This window comes from Devosia sp. 2618, from assembly GCF_040546815.1.
Taxonomy (GTDB): Bacteria; Pseudomonadota; Alphaproteobacteria; order Rhizobiales; family Devosiaceae; genus Devosia.
This window is the reverse complement of sequence record NZ_JBEPOO010000001.1, coordinates 1,166,695-1,184,748: the sequence shown is the minus strand read 5'-3', so window position 1 is coordinate 1,184,748 and position 18,054 is coordinate 1,166,695. Positions and strand designations below refer to the sequence as shown.

Sequence of the window (18,054 nt, the reverse complement as noted above, 5' to 3'; positions counted from 1 at the left end):
CTCCTCTTTCCGTCGGGAGCGGGCTTGCGCCCTGCTCCCTCAGGAAGTGAATGGGGGTAGGAAGTGCCGGATTATTCCGCCGCTTCCTGAGGAGGTGCGAGCTCCGCTTCGGCCTGGGAGCCGTCACCCTCGATCTCACGCATGTCGAGTTCGACATTGAGACCGAGCGAACGGATTTCCTTGACCAGAACGTTGAAGCTCTCGGGGATGCCCGGCTCGAACGTATCGTCGCCGCGCACGATGGACTCGTAGACCTTGGTACGGCCAGCAACGTCGTCCGACTTGATGGTAAGCATTTCCTGGAGCGTATAAGCCGCGCCATAGGCCTCGAGAGCCCACACTTCCATCTCGCCGAAGCGCTGACCACCGAACTGGGCCTTACCACCGAGTGGCTGCTGGGTGACCAGCGAGTAAGGACCGATCGAACGGGCGTGGATCTTGTTGTCCACGAGGTGGTCGAGCTTGAGCATATAGATATACCCAACCGTCACCTGACGATCAAACTGCTCACCGGAACGACCGTCGAACACGGTGGACTGACCGGAGGCCTTAAGCCCTGCCCGTTCCAGCATCACCACGATATCGGCTTCCTTGGCACCGTCGAACACCGGGGTCGCGATCGACACGCCCTTGGAGAGGTGTTCGCCGAGACGCACGAGACCGTCATCGTCGAGGTCGGTGATGGATTCATCACCAGCAAACAGGTCCTGAACTTCAAGACGCAGCGGCTTCAGATCGCCATTGCGCTGATACGCACGGACCATCTCGTCAATCTTCTTGCCCATGCCGGCGCAAGCCCAGCCCAGGTGAGTTTCGAGGATCTGGCCGACGTTCATGCGCGAAGGCACGCCCAGCGGGTTCAGCACGATGTCAACGGACGTACCGTCTTCAAGGTAAGGCATGTCTTCGACGGGAACGATGCGGGAAACCACACCCTTGTTACCGTGACGACCGGCCATCTTGTCGCCTGGCTGGATCTTGCGCTTGGTAGCGATGAAGACCTTGACCATCTTCATCACGCCAGGAGGCAATTCGTCGCCACGCTGCAGCTTGTCCACCTTGTCGATGAAGCGCTGTTCGAGCAGACGGCGGCTCTCTTCATACTGAGCATGAAGCGCTTCCATCTCGGTCATGACCTTGTCGTCATCAACCGCGAACTGCCACCACTTCGAACGAGGCTGAGCCTCGAACATCTGGTCATTGAGCTTGGTGCCGACGACATAGCCCTTTGGACCCGCCGTAGCAGCCTTGCCGAACAGCATTTCCTTGAGACGCGCATAGACGTTACGGTCGAGGATCGACTGTTCGTCGTCACGGTCCTTGGCGAGGCGTTCGATTTCTTCGCGCTCGATAGCCATGGCGCGCTCGTCCTTGTCGATGCCGTGGCGATTGAACACGCGCACTTCAACAACAGTACCAGCATCGCCCGGTGGAACACGGAGCGAGGTATCGCGAACGTCAGATGCCTTCTCGCCGAAGATGGCGCGGAGCAGCTTTTCTTCTGGCGTCATTGGCGATTCACCCTTGGGGGTGATCTTGCCGACCAGAATGTCGCCTGGCATCACTTCAGCACCGATGTGCACGATACCGGCTTCGTCGAGGTTCTTCAGCGCTTCTTCCGAGACGTTCGGAATGTCGCGCGTGATTTCTTCTGGACCAAGCTTGGTGTCGCGGGCCATCACTTCATATTCCTCGATATGGATCGAGGTGAAGACGTCCTGCATCGCGATCTTTTCGCTCAGCAGAATGGAGTCTTCGAAGTTGTAACCGTTCCAGGGCATGAACGCGACGAGCACGTTACGGCCCAGAGCCAGATCACCCAGTTCGGTCGATGGACCGTCGGCGATGATGTCGCCCTGGTTGACGTGATCACCAACAACCACCAGCGGACGCTGGTTGATGCAGGTCGACTGGTTCGAACGCTGGAACTTCATCAGGTTGTAGATGTCGACGCCCGACTTCGACGCATCGGTTTCTTCCGTTGCGCGAATAACGATACGGGTCGCATCCACCTGATCGACGATGCCCTTGCGCTTGGCGACGATAGCAGCGCCAGAGTCGCGAGCCACAACAGCTTCCATGCCGGTACCAACGAACGGCGCATGAGCGCGCAGCAGCGGCACAGCCTGACGCTGCATGTTCGAGCCCATCAGAGCACGGTTGGCGTCGTCGTTCTCAAGGAACGGGATCAGCGATGCCGCAACCGACACCATCTGCTTTGGCGAAACGTCCATAAGGTCGACGTTTTCCTTAGGCGTCAGGCCGTTGTCGCCGGCGTGGCGGGCAACAACCAGATCGTCCTGCAGAGTGCCGTCCTTGTTGAACTGCACGTTAGCCTGAGCGACGTAGTGCTTGGCCTCTTCCATAGCGGAGAGGTACACGACGTCTTCGGTCAGAACGCCGTCCACGATCTTGCGGTACGGGGTCTCGATGAAACCGTACTTGTTGACGCGGGCGAATGTCGACAGCGAGTTGATCAGACCAATGTTTGGACCTTCTGGGGTCTCAATCGGGCAGATACGGCCGTAGTGGGTTGGGTGAACGTCACGAACTTCAAAGCCAGCACGCTCGCGTGTCAGACCACCAGGCCCAAGCGCCGAAAGACGACGCTTGTGGGTGATTTCTGACAGCGGATTCGTCTGATCCATGAACTGGGACAGCTGCGACGAACCAAAGAACTCGCGCACAGCGGCAGCAGCCGGCTTTGCGTTGATCAGGTCCTGCGGCATCACGGTGTCGATTTCGACCGAGCTCATACGTTCCTTGATGGCGCGTTCCATGCGGAGCAGGCCAAGGCGGTACGAGTTTTCCATCAGCTCACCAACCGAGCGAACGCGACGGTTGCCGAGGTTGTCGATGTCGTCGATTTCGCCACGGCCATCGCGCAGATCGACCAGCGTGCGGACGACTTCAACGATGTCTTCCTTGCGCAGCGTGCGCATGGTGTCTGGAGCGTCGAGCTCGAGACGCATGTTCATCTTCACGCGACCAACGGCAGACAGGTCATAGCGCTCGCTGTCAAAGAACAGCGACTGGAACATGGCTTCGGCAGTGTCGACGGTTGGTGGCTCACCAGGACGCATCACGCGGTAGATGTCGAACAGCGCGTCTTCACGCGTTTCGTTCTTGTCCACGGCGAGCGTGTTGCGGATGTAGCCCCCGATCGAGATGTGATCGATGTCGAGCAGAGGCAGCTCGTCAAAGCCCAGCTCGACCATCTTGGTCAGGGTCTTTTCGTCGAGCTCGTCGCCTGCTTCCATGTAGACTTCACCAGTCTTCATGTTGATCAGGTCTTCGGCGACATACATGCCATAGAGGTCTTCATCGACCGCCAGCAGGTGCGTCAGGCCGTTTTCGGCCAGCTTCTTGGCCTGACGGGCCGAGAGCTTCTTGCCAGCTTCGTGGACGACGTCGCCAGTCTTGGCGTCGATCAGGTCCGTCGATGGCTTGGCATTCTTCATCTTCTCGGCGTCGTATGGCTTCTGCCAACCGGTCGCCGTCTTTTCGTAGGTCAGCGTATTGTAATACGTGCTCAGGATCTCTTCGGTATCCATACCGAGAGCCTTGAGCAGCGACGTGACCGGGATCTTGCGACGACGGTCGATACGCGCGAACACCACGTCCTTGGCGTCGAATTCGATATCGAGCCAGCTACCGCGGTACGGAATGATACGGCCAGCAAACAGCAGCTTGCCGGACGAGTGGGTCTTGCCCTTGTCGTGATCGAAGAACACGCCGGGCGAACGGTGCATCTGCGAGACGATAACGCGCTCGGTGCCGTTGACGATAAAGGTGCCGTTCATCGTCATGAAGGGCATGTCGCCCATATAGACGTCCTGCTCCTTGATGTCCTTGACGGAGCGGGCACCGGTTTCTTCGTCCACTTCGAACACGATCAGGCGAAGCGTCACCTTGAGTGGGGCAGCGAACGTGATGTCGCGCGCACGGCACTCGTCGATGTCATACTTCGGCTGTTCGAACTCGTACTTCACGAATTCAAGCGAAGCAGTGTTCGAAAAATCGGTGATCGGGAAAACCGAACGGAATACGGATTGAAGCCCTTCATCGGGACGGCCACCCTTGGGCTCGTCTACGAGGAGAAACTGATCATAGGAGGCCTTCTGGACCTCGATCAGGTTGGGCATCTCCGTGACTTCGCGAATGGATCCGAAGGACTTGCGTACCTTGCGGCGGCCGTTGAACGTGGTAGCCATGAGGGCTCCTTTGTCTAGCGATTGTCTCGGAGGCACATCTCCAAAGACCCGACAATCAGCCGTCGGGTATCAGAAAATGCGCCCTGTTAAAGGCGGTTAGTCTCAGCTCAACAATGCCTGCACACCCTCCAAGCCAAGGAGAGATCGGCGCGAAAACGTCAAAACCCCCATGGTCAACAACCATGAGGTTCCGTGGACGTCAGCGTGCCTCAGACATCAAATTCGTCATATATTCCGCAAATTGGCGCCAGGGACCCATCCAATCGGTCCGGCGAATCATCCCGCAAAAACGAGGATGCGAGATGGCACATAAAGCGCCATCTCGCAAATTTCAAGACAGAAGTCGAAATTACTTGAGTTCGACCTTGGCGCCAGCAGCTTCAAGCTTCTTCTGGATGTCTTCGGCTTCAGCCTTCGACGCGCCTTCTTTGATTGCCTTTGGTGCAGCTTCGACCAGTGCCTTGGCTTCGCCCAGGCCCAGACCGGTGATCGCACGGACTTCCTTGATGACGTTGATCTTGTTGTCGCCGAACGAGGCGAGGATCACGTCAAATTCAGTCTTTTCTTCAGCGGCAGCAGCTGGAGCACCAGCAGCGGCAGCAACAGCAACTGGAGCGGCGGCGGAAACGCCCCACTTTTCTTCCAGCAGCTTCGACAGCTCGGAAGCTTCCAGAACGGTCAGGGCAGACAGGTCGTCAACAATTTTGGCGAGATCGGCCATTTGATAAATCTCTCTTTTAAGGTGTTCAGTTCAAACCGGCCCCCAATGGGGACCATGGGGTTACGCTGCTTCGTTGCTCTTTTCCGCATGAGCGGCCAACACGCGCGCAATACCACCAGCCGGCGCCACGATGACCGACGCGATACGCGTTGCGGGCTGCTTGAGCATCCCGGCGAGCGTTGCGCGCAGTTCATCCAGCGAAGGCATGGTCGACAACGCCTTGACGCTATTCGCGTCAAGAGCGGTCTTGCCCATCACGCCACCAAGAACGACATACTTTGCGTTCTTGTCAGCGAACTTCTGCGCGATCTTCGGCGCAGTCATGGGGTCGGCCGCATAAGCGATGACGATCGGACCGATAAACAGGTCCGAGATGTCCGCGTGGTCGGTGTCTTTAAGAGCAAGCTTGGCAAGACGGTTTTTTGCGATCTTCACATAACCACCGGCACCCTTCACCTCACGGCGAAGCGATTCCAGATTGGCTACGGTCAGACCGGAATTCTGCGCGAGGACGATCGATCCAGCGCCACCAAGGGCTGACTGAAGCGATGCGACAAGCTCACGCTTTTCCGCTCTTTCCACTGCTAGTCTCCACATTAAGCCCGGCGCAAGTCAGCCGGGCCATTGCCAATTGCTGCCCCCTACTCTCCGAAGAAAGGAGAGGAGCAACGGTTACATGCCTGTCAACCGTGCTGCCCGCGAGGGCAACTGGCCTGGTTCGAACCGCGATCACCCTGCCCCATTCAAGGCAGGAAAATTGTGGTCTCACCCCATCTATGCTGGCGTCGGTGGACATTAAGCTGACCCAGATTGATCAGCACCGGCAGTCTCGGACAGGACTTAATTCAACAAACCAATGCGAAAGCACCGCTTTATTGAATACCCGGGCGGCCGAAACCGTCCGGAATTCTTGTTAGAGCGTCTTCACTCCGTCAGCAAATAAGTGGCGGGACACGCCCACACTCAAATCCTGAAATTAGAGAGCCGAAGCTGGCTCAACATGGACGCCAGGGCCCATAGTCGAGGAAACAGCAACGCGCTTGACATAGGTGCCCTTGGCGCCAGCTGGCTTGGACTTCAGAACGGCGTCGGTGAACGCCTTGATGTTCTGGAGCAGCGCTTCTTCCGAGAAAGAAACCTTGCCAACGCCTGCGTGCAGGATACCGGCCTTTTCGACGCGGTATTCAACAGCGCCGCCCTTAGCCGACTTAACGGCACCGGCGACGTCTGGCGTAACCGTACCAACCTTAGGGTTTGGCATCAGGTTACGTGGGCCCAGGATCTTACCCAGGCGACCAACTAGAGGCATCATGTCCGGAGTAGCAATGCAACGATCGAAATCGATCTTGCCAGCCAGGATCTGTTCCATCAGGTCTTCTGCACCAACGATGTCGGCACCAGCCTTGCGGGCCTCGTCTGCCTTGGCATCCTTGGCGAACACTGCAACGCGCACGGTCTTGCCGGTGCCGTTTGGCAGGTTCACAACGCCACGGACCATCTGGTCAGCGTGACGCGGATCAACGCCGAGGTTGATCGCGATCTCGATGGTTTCGTCGAACTTGGCAGAGGCGCGAGCCCGGACCATCTTCACGGCTTCATCGAGCTTGTAGAGCTTGTTGCGGTCGATGCCCTCGCGGGCCTTCGTGATCTTCTTACCGACGTGTGCCATTCAATCAGCCCTCGACCTGAATGCCCATGGAACGGGCAGAGCCGGCGATCATCGACACAGCGGCGTCGATATTGTCGGCGTTGAGATCCTTCATCTTCTTTTCGGCGATATCACGCAGCTGAGCCACAGTGATCGTACCAGCCGATTCCTTGCCTGGCAGCTTGCTGCCCGACTTCAGGTTCACGGCCTTCTTGATGAAGTAGGTAACCGGCGGCTGCTTCATCTCGAAAGTGAAGCTCTTGTCGGCATAGGCGGTGATCACGACTGGAATGGGCGAACCCTTTTCCATTTCCTGCGTGGCGGCATTGAACGCCTTGCAGAATTCCATGATGTTCAGACCGCGCTGACCGAGAGCCGGCCCGATTGGTGGGGATGGCGTTGCGGAGCCAGCGGGCACCTGCAGCTTTACGTAGCCAACGATTTTCTTTGCCATAATCGTCCTTACAAAATTCGGCCGGTGTCATCCGGCCATTTGACGCTGTGGTGCAAGGGTTTGCCGGAGGCTGGCAGCCACCGCCCTCTCCCACAGATTTTCACCCGACCAAAGCCGGATGGTTTGGTCAGACCTTTTCGACCTGACCGTATTCGAGCTCCACCGGAGTGGGACGCCCAAAAATCGAAACTTCCACCTTGAGGCGGCTGCGTTCTTCGTCGACCTCTTCCACCACGCCGTTGAAGCTGGCAAAAGGACCGTCCGACACGCGCACATTCTCGCCCACTTCGAACGAGACGGATGGCTTGGGATGATCCACGCCTTCCTGCACCTGCTGCAGAATGCCCATGGCTTCCTTTTCGGAAATCGGCATCGGCTTGTTGTCCGAACCGAGGAAACCAGTGACCTTTGGGGTATTCTTGATCAGATGGAATGCCTCATCGGTCATATCCATCTTCACCAGGACATAACCCGGGAAAAACTTGCGTTCGGCGTCGACCTTGCGGCCGCGACGGATCTCGACGACCTTTTCGGTCGGCACGATTACGTCTTCAAACAGATGCTCGAGCTTCTTCTGCGCAACCTTCTGACGAATATCTTCCGCCACCTTGCGCTCGAAGTTCGAGTAAGCCTGAACGATGTACCAGCGCTTGGCCATGCCGCGTCGCCGCTCCTAGTATCTAGTGTTCGTAACCCGCTCTAGCGGATCGAGAGCATCAGCCCAACGACCCAGGAGATAACCTGGTCGGCAAGCAAGAAAAACAGGCTCGCCATGATCACCAGAACAAGCACCATGATCGTGGAGATCAGGATTTCGTTCCGACCAGGCCAGGTGACCTTGGATGTCTCCTGCCGGACTTGCTGCAGGAACTGGATCGGGTTTGGACGTGCCATATGCGAATCTACTCTTTGGTGTTTTGGTGCAAAACCAAAGGCCGCGCAGGAGTCCCGCACGGCTTGAAGCTGGGTATCTAGAGAAACTCCGCGCTAAATGCAACAGGGCCGCCGACGATTGCCCGCCGGAGCCGCCGGAGCCGCCGGCTTCGTCCAATCACAAATATTAACGATTAGTGAAGACTGCGTTGAATCCCGCTTGCATACCCGTTTGGGAAGGCATTTAATCCGATTAAGACGAAAAAGTGGCAGCTGGAGGGCTGTGACGATGTCTTTCCAAGGGGCGAGTTTCGATGTCAAAGGTTGTGAGGTCCGCTACTACGGCCCGCACCAGACGATTCCAGGCAGAATAACAGGTATGGTTCGCGTTACCATTGAAGAGGGCTTCATGGGCAACGTCTCCCGCTATTACCTTGATCTAAAAGTAAAAGCGGATGTGGGTTCAGTCTCCACTCCTGAAGTCAGAACCGCCCTGCTCTCCCACGCCGCCCACCAACTGAATCGCCTCAAGGCGCGCCACACCGACAAGCTGCCGGTCGCCGCCGAGTAGCCTTTTCAGTCCGTCCAATTACGCGCCTCACGGAATGTGCTGCCAAGCTTCTCCATAGTACGTATGGCCAGCAAAAACGCCGCCATTGCTGGCGTTCTGCGGATTTGCCTGCACATGTCTTAGTTAAAGTCCAAACCGAAAACGACATGCTAGACGCCTCCTCCACAAAGCGAGGCGCTATGTTTGTCGTATACCGCGTGATTGATATGCGAGCTGGCGAAGGCCAACCCGTTGAAATAACCATTGAAAATGTCCGATCTCCCGAAGAGGCCGTCCGTAAGGCGCTGGGACTAGACGTCGTACGCAGCGGGAATCGCAATGATCTGGTCGCCCGCGTCTACTGGCAGGCTGCAGACCAGCCGGTCACCATGGTCCGCCTCTACCGCCGCCTCGCGAACTGAGCGCAACTGCAATTGTCCGTGATGGAACAGTGATGCCCTCCAGCCGTTCTACCCAAGCCGTGTAGTTGCAACGCGGATTCGTGATTTGTGACAGGCCGCGACAGTCACCATGTTCAAGTCAAACGGAGGTCTGCCATGAAGACGCTTATTGCGATCGGGATCCTCACCTTGGCGACTATTGCGCCGGCCATGGCCGCATGCCCTCCCGAAGCCCGCGGCGATACCGCCGAAACCATCGCGGCCAACCAGCAGCGGCTGATCTGCCTCAATCAGGAAATCAGCACCAGCGCGCGCCAGAAGCAGTTCGAGATGCAACTGCAAAACAACCAGACGGCCATCCAGGATTTGCAACTTCAGCGCCGCCTTGATTCCCTGCCCAAACGGCCGGTCTTCACGCCAGTTGTGCCAACCTACAATCCTGGCAACTAAACCGTAAAACCGCGCCTTGCGCAGAAACGGGACATGCTCGCTGCGCCCGCCAGACTTCTGAGACGGACCCTCATAGATATGCAGATCTGGCTAATAGCGAAGCCTGTCGGCATCGGATAACCAATCGGCAAAAACAGCGCTCTGAAACGCCGCTACGAGAAAAGTGGGACGGGGTGAGCGCAATTGGGGGCGATTGCGCTCAAACCCCTTGAGCCCCAACGCAATGCCGGTGCCCCAATCCATATACGCAATTGACCGCCAACTAGTTCCAGCGAAAATGAAAAAAGTGGGGCGAGCGCTAGCAGGAGCCGCGCTCAAACCCCGTCGGCATAGGGTGCCTAAGCACCCGATACCTCAGCGCAGGAAAGCCCCCCGTCCTACGCTGTCCAACCATAATGCTGGCAGGAAACAGAAAACGCCAGACAATTGTAGGTATAAAACCCTAGAATCAACAATGTCTGTCCACAGCCTTGTTGAGTGTAGGCAGTTTTTCTCATGGTTCCGCTGCCACAGCGCCGATTCCGCCAGGTGCAGAGGGCCAACCAGCAGAAGGAACATCTCCGTCATCCATCGTAAACATTGAGACTTCTGCGGCAGATGCTGGCATAGTTTGCATTGAAGAAATGTGCCTACTCGTATCCAAATACGCGGCAAGACAAAGTGATGGAATTCAAGGTTACATCGGCGCGATATGATGTTGACCTGAAACAGTTGATCTACACGGCATCCGGCACGAGCTGTGGCGGCCGCTTCACTGTTTCGTCTCAGGTCAAATGCCTCAAGCCGCCCGGCACCCCGGAGCGGACGCATTTGGTGGTGCTCTTGGCTTTGACAGAGCATTTCAGAATGCGCAGCGCCTCTGGCCGCACCTGGAATAACTGACCCAGCTCTCAAGAAAAGCTCAACTGGTTCCGTCCTGCCGTTTTGCTTTGGTACAGAGCCGCATCAGCGCGCCGATAGAGCCCCGCCAGATCTTCCGCCCCATCGAAATTTGTGGCGCCCGCGCTGATTGTCACCACGCCGGTCGCCGAATCTCGATGTTGAATGGACAGCTGCCGCACCCGGACCAAAAGCTGTTCCAGCGCCGCCTGACACCGCGCCAGATCAGTGTCGAACAGGAACACGCAAAACTCTTCCCCCCCAACGCGCGCCGTAATATCGAGCGGCCGCCTTGCCGTCGCCCGTAGCGATTGCGCTACTTTGCGCAGCGCCGCATCGCCCTCAACATGGCCATAGTGATCATTGTACTGCTTGAAATTATCGACATCGATGATCGCCAGAACCGCCGACTTCTTCTCTCTAACACACTGACGCAACGCACTTTCGACATGCCATTGAAACACGCGTCGGTTGGGAAGACCCGTCAGAATGTCGATAGACGCCTGCTCCGCCAGCTCGCGCCGCAACAGGAACTGTTTGCGATCCGCCGCTTCCCGTAGATAGCCGCCGGTCGCAGCGAGCAAGAACGCCACGATGATTGTCAGGATCAGCTGAGCACTATCTTGGATCATGCTGTGCGGCAGCACTTGTAAGGTAATCCAAACGCAGGCGCAGGTCACAATCAGGCCGACTGTTAGCGACTGCTTAAAGCGCAGCCCGATAGGCAAGAACGCAGCCATCACCACCGCCACCTGGGCGCTGTCCACGGCAAAGGCGCCCATAGATCTGGCCAAATTTGCAGTGAGGCTCGCGACAAGCCCGACCAGGACGAAGACCACCACAACAAGGCGGTCATAGCGTTGACGGCCAAGCCAGACCTCGAAGATCGTTCCGATCAGCGCAGCCATGACAACAGCACGGCCGATTAGCAGGAGGGCCACCTGCCAGGCCCAATCCCCTGGTGGCAGGTACCAAATCCGAAACATGTCCAGCGTGGCAAAGCCTACCCAAATGATGAAAGCACCAACTGCACAGACGAGAGTCGCTTGGCGTTGATCCCGCAACACGGCCGCTCGAAACTCGACCTCGGTTTCGCGGTTAAAGGTCAGTGTTGGCGTGAACTCCTCACTGGATGAGACTTCTGAATCACGATCAGGCATAGGCTAATGTCATCTCTTCAATGAGATAACGATGCGCCACAGTGGGTCTTTGAACTATCGGGGAATTCGGGCAACGAGAAAAAATAGCAGTTGAAATAACATCAACAGCCGAGCCGGTTTGTTTTTCAAGCAACAAAAAACCAACCAGCCACGGGTCAATCACATCCAAACTAACGGCCAAAACCTCATCGATACTAGGAACAAAATCTTGGGCCGTAACTCACCGTTCGGGAAGGCTGTCAATTTGTATCCGAGCGGCGAATCTGCTGGTGGGAGCCAGAACAACCAGCAGCCATCACAATAGCAACAACCACAAGCGTCAATCACCAACGCTGAACAAGCTGTTCCTGTTAGGCACCGCACTTAATGCTTTCCGCAAAAAGTAGGAACTGCAGCCCAAACATCCGGCACAACAGCTTGAGTGAAAATGTCTTCAGCTTACAATGAACCTCCGGCACGCAAGCTTTTGGCTTTTTGAAGCGCCCCGAACACGATCTTCGCGATGACGCTTGGTGAAAGTCCAGTAACCAGCACTGTCAAGAGGGTATGCCTGGGTGATCTTAGTACGAGTTATGAGGTCCGGCGTTGGCCGCGTGCCTTAGTGCTTAAACACTGGCAGCGCACGCACGCGGCGAACCACACCAACGAACTCTTCTACTTCGTGCCCTCGACCGACGAAGACAGTTGTACCGCTATTTCGGGACGCTGAATGAGGCGCACCATTGCAACGCTTGCTGGAGATCGTGATCAATCAGGGTCTGACCCAAGCGCCGCAACAACCGAAGAGCATTCCGAGGCGGGGGTCGGAGGAACTCATTCGGTCATCACTGGATCAACATATCTGTTCTAGACACTATTCGAGCGGAGGATACCAACAAGCCTAGCCCCTTGCATTGCGCTCCAGCGACGAGGCGGGCACATCAATATCCACCGTCAAGCCTTCGGGAGACCATGACCGCGTCGCCGTACCGCGGAGCTGTGCCTCAACGATGGATGTGAACAGTTTTGACCCGAAGCCTGATCCTTGGGCAGTAGCCGCTTGCGCGCCTGATACCTCCTCCCAAACAATCCTTACTCGCTCGCCATTGTGGGTAAGCATGATACTCAGATGCCCGGTACTATCCCCTAGCGCGCCATATTTGACAGCGTTAGTCGCTAACTCATGAAATATTAACGCTACTGAGGTCATCGCCGACGCATCAACGGCGACTTCGTCACCTGCAATGGTGATATGGTCGCCACCGTTGTGGTAGGGCGCGAGTAATTGCCACAGAAGCTCTGCTAAGGTGGCAGATTGCCCCTGCCCGTTCCCTCTGATGAGCACATGAGCTCCGTGCAGCGCACTTAGTCGTCCGCGCAGGTCGTCAGTGGCGGATTTCAAGTCGGTTCCGTGACGTGCTGAAAGTGCGACTAGGCCGTTTACCAACGCGAATAGATTGCCAATCCGGTGATCTAGTTCGCGCGAGACAAGTTCGCGCTCGGCCTCAAGTTCTTTGGCGTCATTAATATCTGTGGACGTCCCATACCACCTAACTATCTCCCCCTCATCGTTCCAGAAAGGCTTAGCTAGAACTTTTAGCCAGCGATAGCTGCCGTCTCGGTATCGGAATCTATAGTCGATCGAATACGTCTCTCCGCTAGCGAGGCAGGCCCTCCAGGATTCATCGACCCGAGGTTTGTCATCCGGATGAACCAACCTCTCCCAAGTGTCGAATGAGGTTTCCTCCGGCGAGACGCCGGTGAATTCCGCCCATCGACTATTGAAATAGTCATGTCGGCCTTTGCTATCCGTACTCCACACGATTTGAGGGATGGATTCACTAACTATATTGAAGCGCGTATTGCTTTGCTCTAGCGCTTCTACTGCATGTGCATGTTCGGTGACATCAACCAGTATCCCTGTCAAATTCGAGACTGCGTGCTGGTTATCCCGTGACGGTTTTCCGAAAGCTGCGAACCATCTAATTTCGCCCTGGGGGGTAACCAGCCTGTAACGACAGTGATAGTCCGTATCGGTAGCGATGGAATTGCCAAGGGCGTCCCATACCCGATCACGGTCATCCGGATGCATCAATCGGGATAACACCTCAAGCGGAATAGCCTTGGGTTGGCTTTCCAGATTAAACATCCTCAGGAAACTGCCCTCCACCGAGAGTGTCCGTAGCCCCAGATTCAGGTCCCAGGTCGCGACTATTCCGCCAGCGTTCATTGCCATATCGGCACTTTGTCGAGTGAATGAAAGCTTCTCGTTAAGCTCAACCATCCTTCGCATCACAATGGCCAACGTAGTGGGCGCCAAAGCTATCACGAACGCGGCCAACCTCATGGAGACCAGCGCATGCTCATCAACAACAGCACCACTACCCTGCACGTAAGCAGCGCATAAAATGGTGAGAGACCAGCAACTAAATGCAAAGGACAGGACCGATACGACAAAGACGGAATAGCTTAGCCCGCACCAAAGTAGCGCCGGGACGGCAAGGGCGATCGCTCCTGGCCCTCCCAGCGCCGCCGCAAAGCAGCATGAAGCAGCCAACGCCAAGGTCGGCAATGCTGCCCTCAAGTATGTCGAGATCGATACTCTATTAACAAATAACAGCCGCGCGCCAAATTTTTGTGCAGAAAGGATTACAGGTAGCAAGGCGATGTAGTTGACCAATTCAGTGACAGCCCACAGAATTGCTGCATTATTCATTCCTATCTGGAGTAAGAATGGATCCCCAACAGCGCCCACAACGCCTGCGCCTACACTCGCCGCTGCCGAAAGCAGAATGACGTAGAGCGCAGATGCCGGCTCGCGCATCCGCAATGCGTCTCTGGGAAGATACCGATAGGCAACATACCCTGCGCCAATACCACACAGATTTGCGGTGTTGAGCAAAATGGCTTTAGCGAAATCAGTACCCGCGACCAGATCGGCCGCCATGTATGCAAAAGCCGCCACCAACCAAGTGGTTGCGCGACGTGCACAAGGTATCCTGACTAGTAATCCCAGCATAATGGCATTCGCGGGCCACACCATGGCGATAAAACCCGGCGGCCTCGTCGAGATGCCTAGTAAGCAAGCTATAAATACGGCACCACCGACAGCGAGTGGCGCATAAGGAAGACCCACAGGTTGTTCCAGCTCACTCTTCACAGGGCTCTCTTCGACGGAGGCCAATGGCTTATCTCGCGCTCAAGTCCTAACGTCAAATCTTAACACTAATATTCTAGTTGTCACGCCCCATCTCACGACGTCAGTCAACCAGTGGCGATGTGATCTTCAAGTATTGCGGTCGACGCGTATGCGGCGGCATTCCAAACGTCACTGCCAGCACGGGAGCGTATACTTTCTGCGCCCGCAGCCACCCTACCTCTCGACTACCGGGCCGGGACATCAAGCGTTTGGAACCAATGTGTAGGACTATGGTCACATTGGTTCCGGCAGGACTTCTTACGGAACGCGGCACACCGTCGCAAAACCACACTTAGAGAGGATGGATGAGACGATAACGATACTAGCCTTCAGCTCGCGCAAGATTTTATCGCGATGCCGCAGCTTCGATCTCGTGGCGCAAAGCTGGAAAATAGATAAGAGGCCATGCTAGAATCGATCAGAAGGCAAACAAATCTGTTAGACCCTCGGTCTAAAACTGCCAAACCTCCAACGCCACAATTGCGCCAGAGGTAGAAAATGCAATGATGTCAGATAGATGCCTGGCAGGGGCTGGGGGACTCGAACCCACGACCCTCGGTTTTGGAGACCGATGCTCTACCAACTGAGCTAAACCCCTTCAGGCGAGGGTGTGTCTAATGGCAAAGGGCGCGCTTCGCAAGACCCCTTTGCAGCTTAGCCCCAAATATGGGGCACAAGCGCGATCACCATCAGCAAATTCCCCAGCAATCCGGCCATAAAAGACACCGAACGCCATGGCGAAAGCCCCTTCATGTAGCAAATTACATGCGAGACGCGGGCGACCAGATAAAGCCAGGCGCCGATCAGCGCCAGCCAACTCTGCTCGCCCAACACGATCGACAGCACGGCCAGCGTCAGAAAAATCGGCAGCGTTTCCTGCAGATTGCCAAGGGCGCGGCGGGCGCGCGCCAGATTGCGACTCGGTTCCGGCAGGTCGTCGCGCGGTCCCATCTGGGCGGCATTGCCAACCTGTTCCGTCAGATAGCGGCCGGGCAAAAAGACCTGAACCAGCAGCAGCAAAAGCACGAGAAAAATAACAAGCAGCACGATCGCCTTACCCCAAACCCGCAACGCTGCGGTGGCAAAGCTATAACGCATAACCGGCGCCATATGGATCACCATTTACAACCACGCCGCGCGCAGCCATTAAATGGCATGCGAGTATATGGAAGTTCCGGCGGGCGCCGATTGCGATCACTCAGGGGCACAAGACCCCGGAAGGATAATGATGCGTCTTTTTCTGGCCTTGGCCATTCTGGTCCTCTTCCCCACAATCAGCTTCGCCCACACTGGCGTCGGCGACACAGCCGGTTTTTTTCACGGCTTTGAACACCCCATCGGCGGAATCGATCACGTCCTGGCAATGGTCGCTGGCGGCGTTTTCGCCTTCGTGCTGGGTGGCCGCGCCCTGTGGCTGGTGCCGCTGAGCTTTGTGACCATGATGGTCGCCGGCTTCGCGCTGGGCGTGACCCAGGTCGACCTCCCCTATGTCGAACTTGGCATTGCCCTCTCAAGCGTAGTGATCGGCGCCGCCGCCGCCCTTGGACGGGCGATGCCTGTTGCCGCCGCGATGACGCTTGTTGGCCTGTTTGCAGTGTTCCACGGACACGCCCATGGCGCTGAAATGCCGACAGACGCAAGCGGGCTGACCTACGCGGCCGGCTTCGCGGTTGCAACCGCCCTGCTCCATCTCTCAGGCATTGCCAGCACAGCGGCAATCGCGCGCCTTATCGGCAAGTACGGTAAATACGCTGCCCAGTTCGCCGGCGGTGTATTTGCCATTGGCGGCATCGGTGTGCTGGCCGGCTGGCTGTAGCCGACAACGCAAAACCTCGGTGGAGAGCAATCTCCGCCGATACCGTCTTCGATGAAATTGGTGGTTTTTTGGAGCGGGTAGCGGGAATCGAACCCGCATATTCAGCTTGGAAGGCTGCTGCTCTACCACTGAGCTATACCCGCCCGGTCGATGACCGACGTGTTAGCCAATAGCGCGGCACAACCAACACTGGCAACCCCTTCCCGCCGTCATCAACGAGACTTTAGCGCGCATGACGCAGCCAAAAGCCCCTGCGGCGCGACGGCGGCAATTGGCCTTAACGTCATTGGCCAGCAGTTTTTTTGGGAGCATTGCCAAAGGGGTGTTGACACTCTGTCATCAGACCACCATAAACCGCCCGAACGAAACGCCTAGCGCTTCGTTTTCCTACCCAAGCGACGTTGTTGTGGAGGGGTGGGAGAGTGGTTAAATCCATCAGACTGTAAATCTGACCGCTTAGCGTACACTGGTTCGAATCCAGTCCCCTCCACCATCGCCCTTTCCGGACAGGCCCAGCGGCCAAAGCATCCGGGCCTCCCCCAAAGACATAGTTAGACAGGCTCATTCGTGGGCGCTTCCGCTACGTCCGTTTCTATGGTCCGATCGACGACGCAGGGCCTAGCGCAATCTAGCCAAACTGCCAACGTGACCATAGGGTAGTCTCCAGCACTGACGGAGAACCACTATGCGCTGGATCAACGAGCCGCTTCACTGGACCGAAAATGGTGAGGGGCTAGCTGTTCGGACCGCGCTGGAGACGGATTTCTGGAACAACACGTTCTACGATTTCCTGCACGACAACGGTCACTTCTACCACGATGAAGTGTCCGGCGATTTCACCATGTCAGTCACATTCAAGGCCGACTACACGGCACTCTATGATCAGGCCGGCCTGATGGTCCGCGTCGACGGCAAGAACTGGATCAAGGCCGGCATCGAATATACCGATGGTGAGCTCCATTTCAGCACCGTGGTAACGCGCGATGACCAATCCGATTGGTCGATGCTCTCCCTGCCCAACGCATTCCGCGACGGCCTGAACATCCGCGTCACGCGGCACGGCACAGCCCTGCGCGTCCAATTACAGGCCGAAACCGGCCAATGGCGCATGGCCCGCCTCGCATACCTGGCGATGCCCCAAGTCGTCCAAGCCGGCATGATGTGCTGCTCCCCAACCCGCGCTGGCCTAGACGTGCAGTTCAACAATTTCCGGATCGGCGAGCCAATCGAAAAGCGGCTGCATGACGACTAGGTTTTCTGCCACCAACTCCAGCTTAGCCACTGTCTTACCAGCAAACGCAGCAAGAGTGTTGGCGCAACGCGCCCCCGCGACACAACGCCGACACCTGCGCCTTGATCCCCATCCAGAATCACCCCAACTTGCGCGAGCTTTCGGTTCCGCCATGACGCGCGGATTAAAAGGGAACACGGTGCGGATTACCCATCAGGGGCCAAAACCGAGGCTGCCCTCGCAACTGTAAGCGGCAAGCGATTGCTATCGCCACTGGTCCTTTTAGGATTGGGAAGGCTGCAACCGCATCAGAGCCGTGAGCCAGGAGACCTGCCCAAGCACAATACCAAGCAGCCAGACGAGGTGTTCTGGCAGGGGACACGTCATGACTGCGGCCACGCCAGCATCCTATCTGCCATTTGCGCCTAACCTGTCCGTTCCGACAACGGGGTTATCGGCGCGCGCACACCCCGCCCGCC

At 56.8% G+C, this 18,054-nt stretch carries 17 protein-coding genes, 3 tRNA genes and 1 riboswitch; of the genes, 7 read left to right on the top strand and 13 right to left on the bottom strand.

Features of this window, described 5'->3' with window-relative positions; all coding sequences use genetic code 11:
- Nucleotides 1-71: 71 nt before the first annotated feature.
- The 7 genes from rpoB to secE form a co-directional block, all read right to left on the bottom strand.
- A complete protein-coding gene (rpoB, locus tag ABIE28_RS05940; protein ID WP_354061027.1) occupies nucleotides 72-4,214 on the bottom strand; it encodes a DNA-directed RNA polymerase subunit beta in 4,143 nt (1,380 codons plus the stop codon).
- Nucleotides 4,215-4,563: 349 nt separating this feature from the next.
- Nucleotides 4,564-4,935: a 50S ribosomal protein L7/L12 gene (rplL, locus tag ABIE28_RS05935; RefSeq protein ID WP_354061025.1), complete on the bottom strand. Its 372-nt coding sequence runs from the start codon at nucleotides 4,933-4,935 to the stop codon at nucleotides 4,564-4,566.
- A gap of 60 nt (nucleotides 4,936-4,995) precedes the next feature.
- Nucleotides 4,996-5,517: a 50S ribosomal protein L10 gene (gene rplJ, locus ABIE28_RS05930; RefSeq protein WP_354061023.1), complete on the bottom strand. Its 522-nt coding sequence runs from the start codon at nucleotides 5,515-5,517 to the stop codon at nucleotides 4,996-4,998.
- Between the two features lie 394 nt (nucleotides 5,518-5,911).
- Nucleotides 5,912-6,604, bottom strand: coding sequence for a 50S ribosomal protein L1 (rplA, locus tag ABIE28_RS05925; protein WP_354061021.1), 693 nt, complete (start codon nucleotides 6,602-6,604; stop codon nucleotides 5,912-5,914).
- Between the two features lie 4 nt (nucleotides 6,605-6,608).
- A complete protein-coding gene (gene rplK / locus ABIE28_RS05920) occupies nucleotides 6,609-7,037 on the bottom strand; it encodes a 50S ribosomal protein L11 (RefSeq protein WP_092184750.1) in 429 nt (142 codons plus the stop codon).
- Between the two features lie 127 nt (nucleotides 7,038-7,164).
- Nucleotides 7,165-7,695, bottom strand: coding sequence for a transcription termination/antitermination protein NusG (gene nusG / locus ABIE28_RS05915; RefSeq protein ID WP_354061019.1), 531 nt, complete (start codon nucleotides 7,693-7,695; stop codon nucleotides 7,165-7,167).
- A 41-nt stretch (nucleotides 7,696-7,736) separates the two neighbouring features.
- Nucleotides 7,737-7,931 (bottom strand): preprotein translocase subunit SecE, encoded by a 195-nt coding sequence (gene secE, locus ABIE28_RS05910; protein WP_354061017.1) that lies wholly within the window; start codon nucleotides 7,929-7,931, stop codon nucleotides 7,737-7,739.
- 268 nt (nucleotides 7,932-8,199) lie between these two features.
- Between secE and ABIE28_RS05905 the strand changes: the two genes are divergently transcribed.
- The 4 genes from ABIE28_RS05905 (at nucleotide 8,200) to ABIE28_RS05890 (ending at nucleotide 10,193) form a co-directional block, all read left to right on the top strand.
- A complete protein-coding gene (locus ABIE28_RS05905; RefSeq protein ID WP_354061016.1) occupies nucleotides 8,200-8,481 on the top strand; it encodes a hypothetical protein in 282 nt (93 codons plus the stop codon).
- Nucleotides 8,482-8,660: 179 nt separating this feature from the next.
- Nucleotides 8,661-8,882, top strand: coding sequence for a hypothetical protein (locus tag ABIE28_RS05900; protein ID WP_354061014.1), 222 nt, complete (start codon nucleotides 8,661-8,663; stop codon nucleotides 8,880-8,882).
- Between the two features lie 135 nt (nucleotides 8,883-9,017).
- Complete coding sequence (locus tag ABIE28_RS05895) at nucleotides 9,018-9,311, top strand: hypothetical protein (RefSeq protein ID WP_354061012.1); 294 nt, start codon at nucleotides 9,018-9,020, stop codon at nucleotides 9,309-9,311.
- A gap of 663 nt (nucleotides 9,312-9,974) precedes the next feature.
- Nucleotides 9,975-10,193, top strand: coding sequence for a hypothetical protein (locus ABIE28_RS05890; RefSeq protein ID WP_354061010.1), 219 nt, complete (start codon nucleotides 9,975-9,977; stop codon nucleotides 10,191-10,193).
- An 8-nt stretch (nucleotides 10,194-10,201) separates the two neighbouring features.
- Here ABIE28_RS05890 and ABIE28_RS05885 read toward each other — a convergent pair whose 3' ends face one another.
- The 5 genes from ABIE28_RS05885 to ABIE28_RS05865 all read right to left on the bottom strand — a co-directional run bounded on the left by ABIE28_RS05885 (nucleotide 10,202) and on the right by ABIE28_RS05865 (nucleotide 15,626).
- Nucleotides 10,202-11,350, bottom strand: a complete 1,149-nt coding sequence (locus tag ABIE28_RS05885; RefSeq protein WP_354061008.1) for a GGDEF domain-containing protein — start codon at nucleotides 11,348-11,350, stop codon at nucleotides 10,202-10,204.
- Nucleotides 11,343-11,531 carry a hypothetical protein gene (locus tag ABIE28_RS05880; RefSeq protein ID WP_354061006.1) on the bottom strand — a complete coding sequence of 63 codons (189 nt, stop codon included), beginning with the start codon at nucleotides 11,529-11,531 and terminating at the stop codon, nucleotides 11,343-11,345. Before ABIE28_RS05880 ends, ABIE28_RS05885 begins: the two co-directional genes overlap by 8 nt.
- 699 nt (nucleotides 11,532-12,230) lie before the next feature.
- Nucleotides 12,231-14,489, bottom strand: coding sequence for a PAS domain-containing protein (locus ABIE28_RS05875; RefSeq protein ID WP_354061004.1), 2,259 nt, complete (start codon nucleotides 14,487-14,489; stop codon nucleotides 12,231-12,233).
- Nucleotides 14,490-15,050: 561 nt separating this feature from the next.
- Nucleotides 15,051-15,126: transfer RNA gene (locus tag ABIE28_RS05870), tRNA-Trp, on the bottom strand.
- 56 nt (nucleotides 15,127-15,182) lie between these two features.
- Nucleotides 15,183-15,626 carry an MAPEG family protein gene (locus tag ABIE28_RS05865; protein WP_354061002.1) on the bottom strand — a complete coding sequence of 148 codons (444 nt, stop codon included), beginning with the start codon at nucleotides 15,624-15,626 and terminating at the stop codon, nucleotides 15,183-15,185.
- Between the two features lie 130 nt (nucleotides 15,627-15,756).
- Here ABIE28_RS05865 and ABIE28_RS05860 point away from each other — a divergent pair, with 130 nt between their 5' ends.
- On the top strand, nucleotides 15,757-16,344 hold the full coding sequence (locus ABIE28_RS05860) for a HupE/UreJ family protein (protein ID WP_354066411.1): 588 nt from the start codon (nucleotides 15,757-15,759) through the stop codon (nucleotides 16,342-16,344).
- A gap of 69 nt (nucleotides 16,345-16,413) precedes the next feature.
- Here ABIE28_RS05860 and ABIE28_RS05855 read toward each other — a convergent pair.
- Nucleotides 16,414-16,487, bottom strand: a tRNA-Gly gene (locus ABIE28_RS05855).
- Nucleotides 16,488-16,752: 265 nt separating this feature from the next.
- Between ABIE28_RS05855 and ABIE28_RS05850 the strand changes: the two genes are divergently transcribed.
- Nucleotides 16,753-16,837: transfer RNA gene (locus ABIE28_RS05850), tRNA-Tyr, on the top strand.
- 192 nt (nucleotides 16,838-17,029) lie between these two features.
- Entirely contained in the window at nucleotides 17,030-17,596 is a 567-nt protein-coding gene (locus tag ABIE28_RS05845; protein WP_354061000.1) for a DUF1349 domain-containing protein, read from the top strand.
- 123 nt (nucleotides 17,597-17,719) lie between these two features.
- Nucleotides 17,720-17,927, top strand: a riboswitch (cobalamin riboswitch).
- Nucleotides 17,928-18,054 lie beyond the last annotated feature (127 nt).

Bases quoted from the DNA above. Each gene is read 5' to 3' on its own strand.
- ABIE28_RS05865 (WP_354061002.1), bottom strand. From the start codon at position 15,626: ATGCGTTATAGCTTTGCCACCGCAGCGTTGCGGGTTTGGGGTAAGGCG.
- rplL (WP_354061025.1), bottom strand. From the start codon at position 4,935: ATGGCCGATCTCGCCAAAATTGTTGACGACCTGTCTGCCCTGACCGTT.
- rplA (WP_354061021.1), bottom strand. From the start codon at position 6,604: ATGGCACACGTCGGTAAGAAGATCACGAAGGCCCGCGAGGGCATCGAC.
- secE (WP_354061017.1), bottom strand. From the start codon at position 7,931: ATGGCACGTCCAAACCCGATCCAGTTCCTGCAGCAAGTCCGGCAGGAG.
- rpoB (WP_354061027.1), bottom strand. From the start codon at position 4,214: ATGGCTACCACGTTCAACGGCCGCCGCAAGGTACGCAAGTCCTTCGGA.
- ABIE28_RS05905 (WP_354061016.1), top strand. From the start codon at position 8,200: ATGTCTTTCCAAGGGGCGAGTTTCGATGTCAAAGGTTGTGAGGTCCGC.
- ABIE28_RS05845 (WP_354061000.1), top strand. From the start codon at position 17,030: ATGCGCTGGATCAACGAGCCGCTTCACTGGACCGAAAATGGTGAGGGG.
- ABIE28_RS05895 (WP_354061012.1), top strand. From the start codon at position 9,018: ATGAAGACGCTTATTGCGATCGGGATCCTCACCTTGGCGACTATTGCG.
- ABIE28_RS05890 (WP_354061010.1), top strand. From the start codon at position 9,975: ATGGAATTCAAGGTTACATCGGCGCGATATGATGTTGACCTGAAACAG.
- ABIE28_RS05885 (WP_354061008.1), bottom strand. From the start codon at position 11,350: ATGCCTGATCGTGATTCAGAAGTCTCATCCAGTGAGGAGTTCACGCCA.
- ABIE28_RS05900 (WP_354061014.1), top strand. From the start codon at position 8,661: ATGTTTGTCGTATACCGCGTGATTGATATGCGAGCTGGCGAAGGCCAA.
- rplK (WP_092184750.1), bottom strand. From the start codon at position 7,037: ATGGCAAAGAAAATCGTTGGCTACGTAAAGCTGCAGGTGCCCGCTGGC.
- ABIE28_RS05860 (WP_354066411.1), top strand. From the start codon at position 15,757: ATGCGTCTTTTTCTGGCCTTGGCCATTCTGGTCCTCTTCCCCACAATC.
- nusG (WP_354061019.1), bottom strand. From the start codon at position 7,695: ATGGCCAAGCGCTGGTACATCGTTCAGGCTTACTCGAACTTCGAGCGC.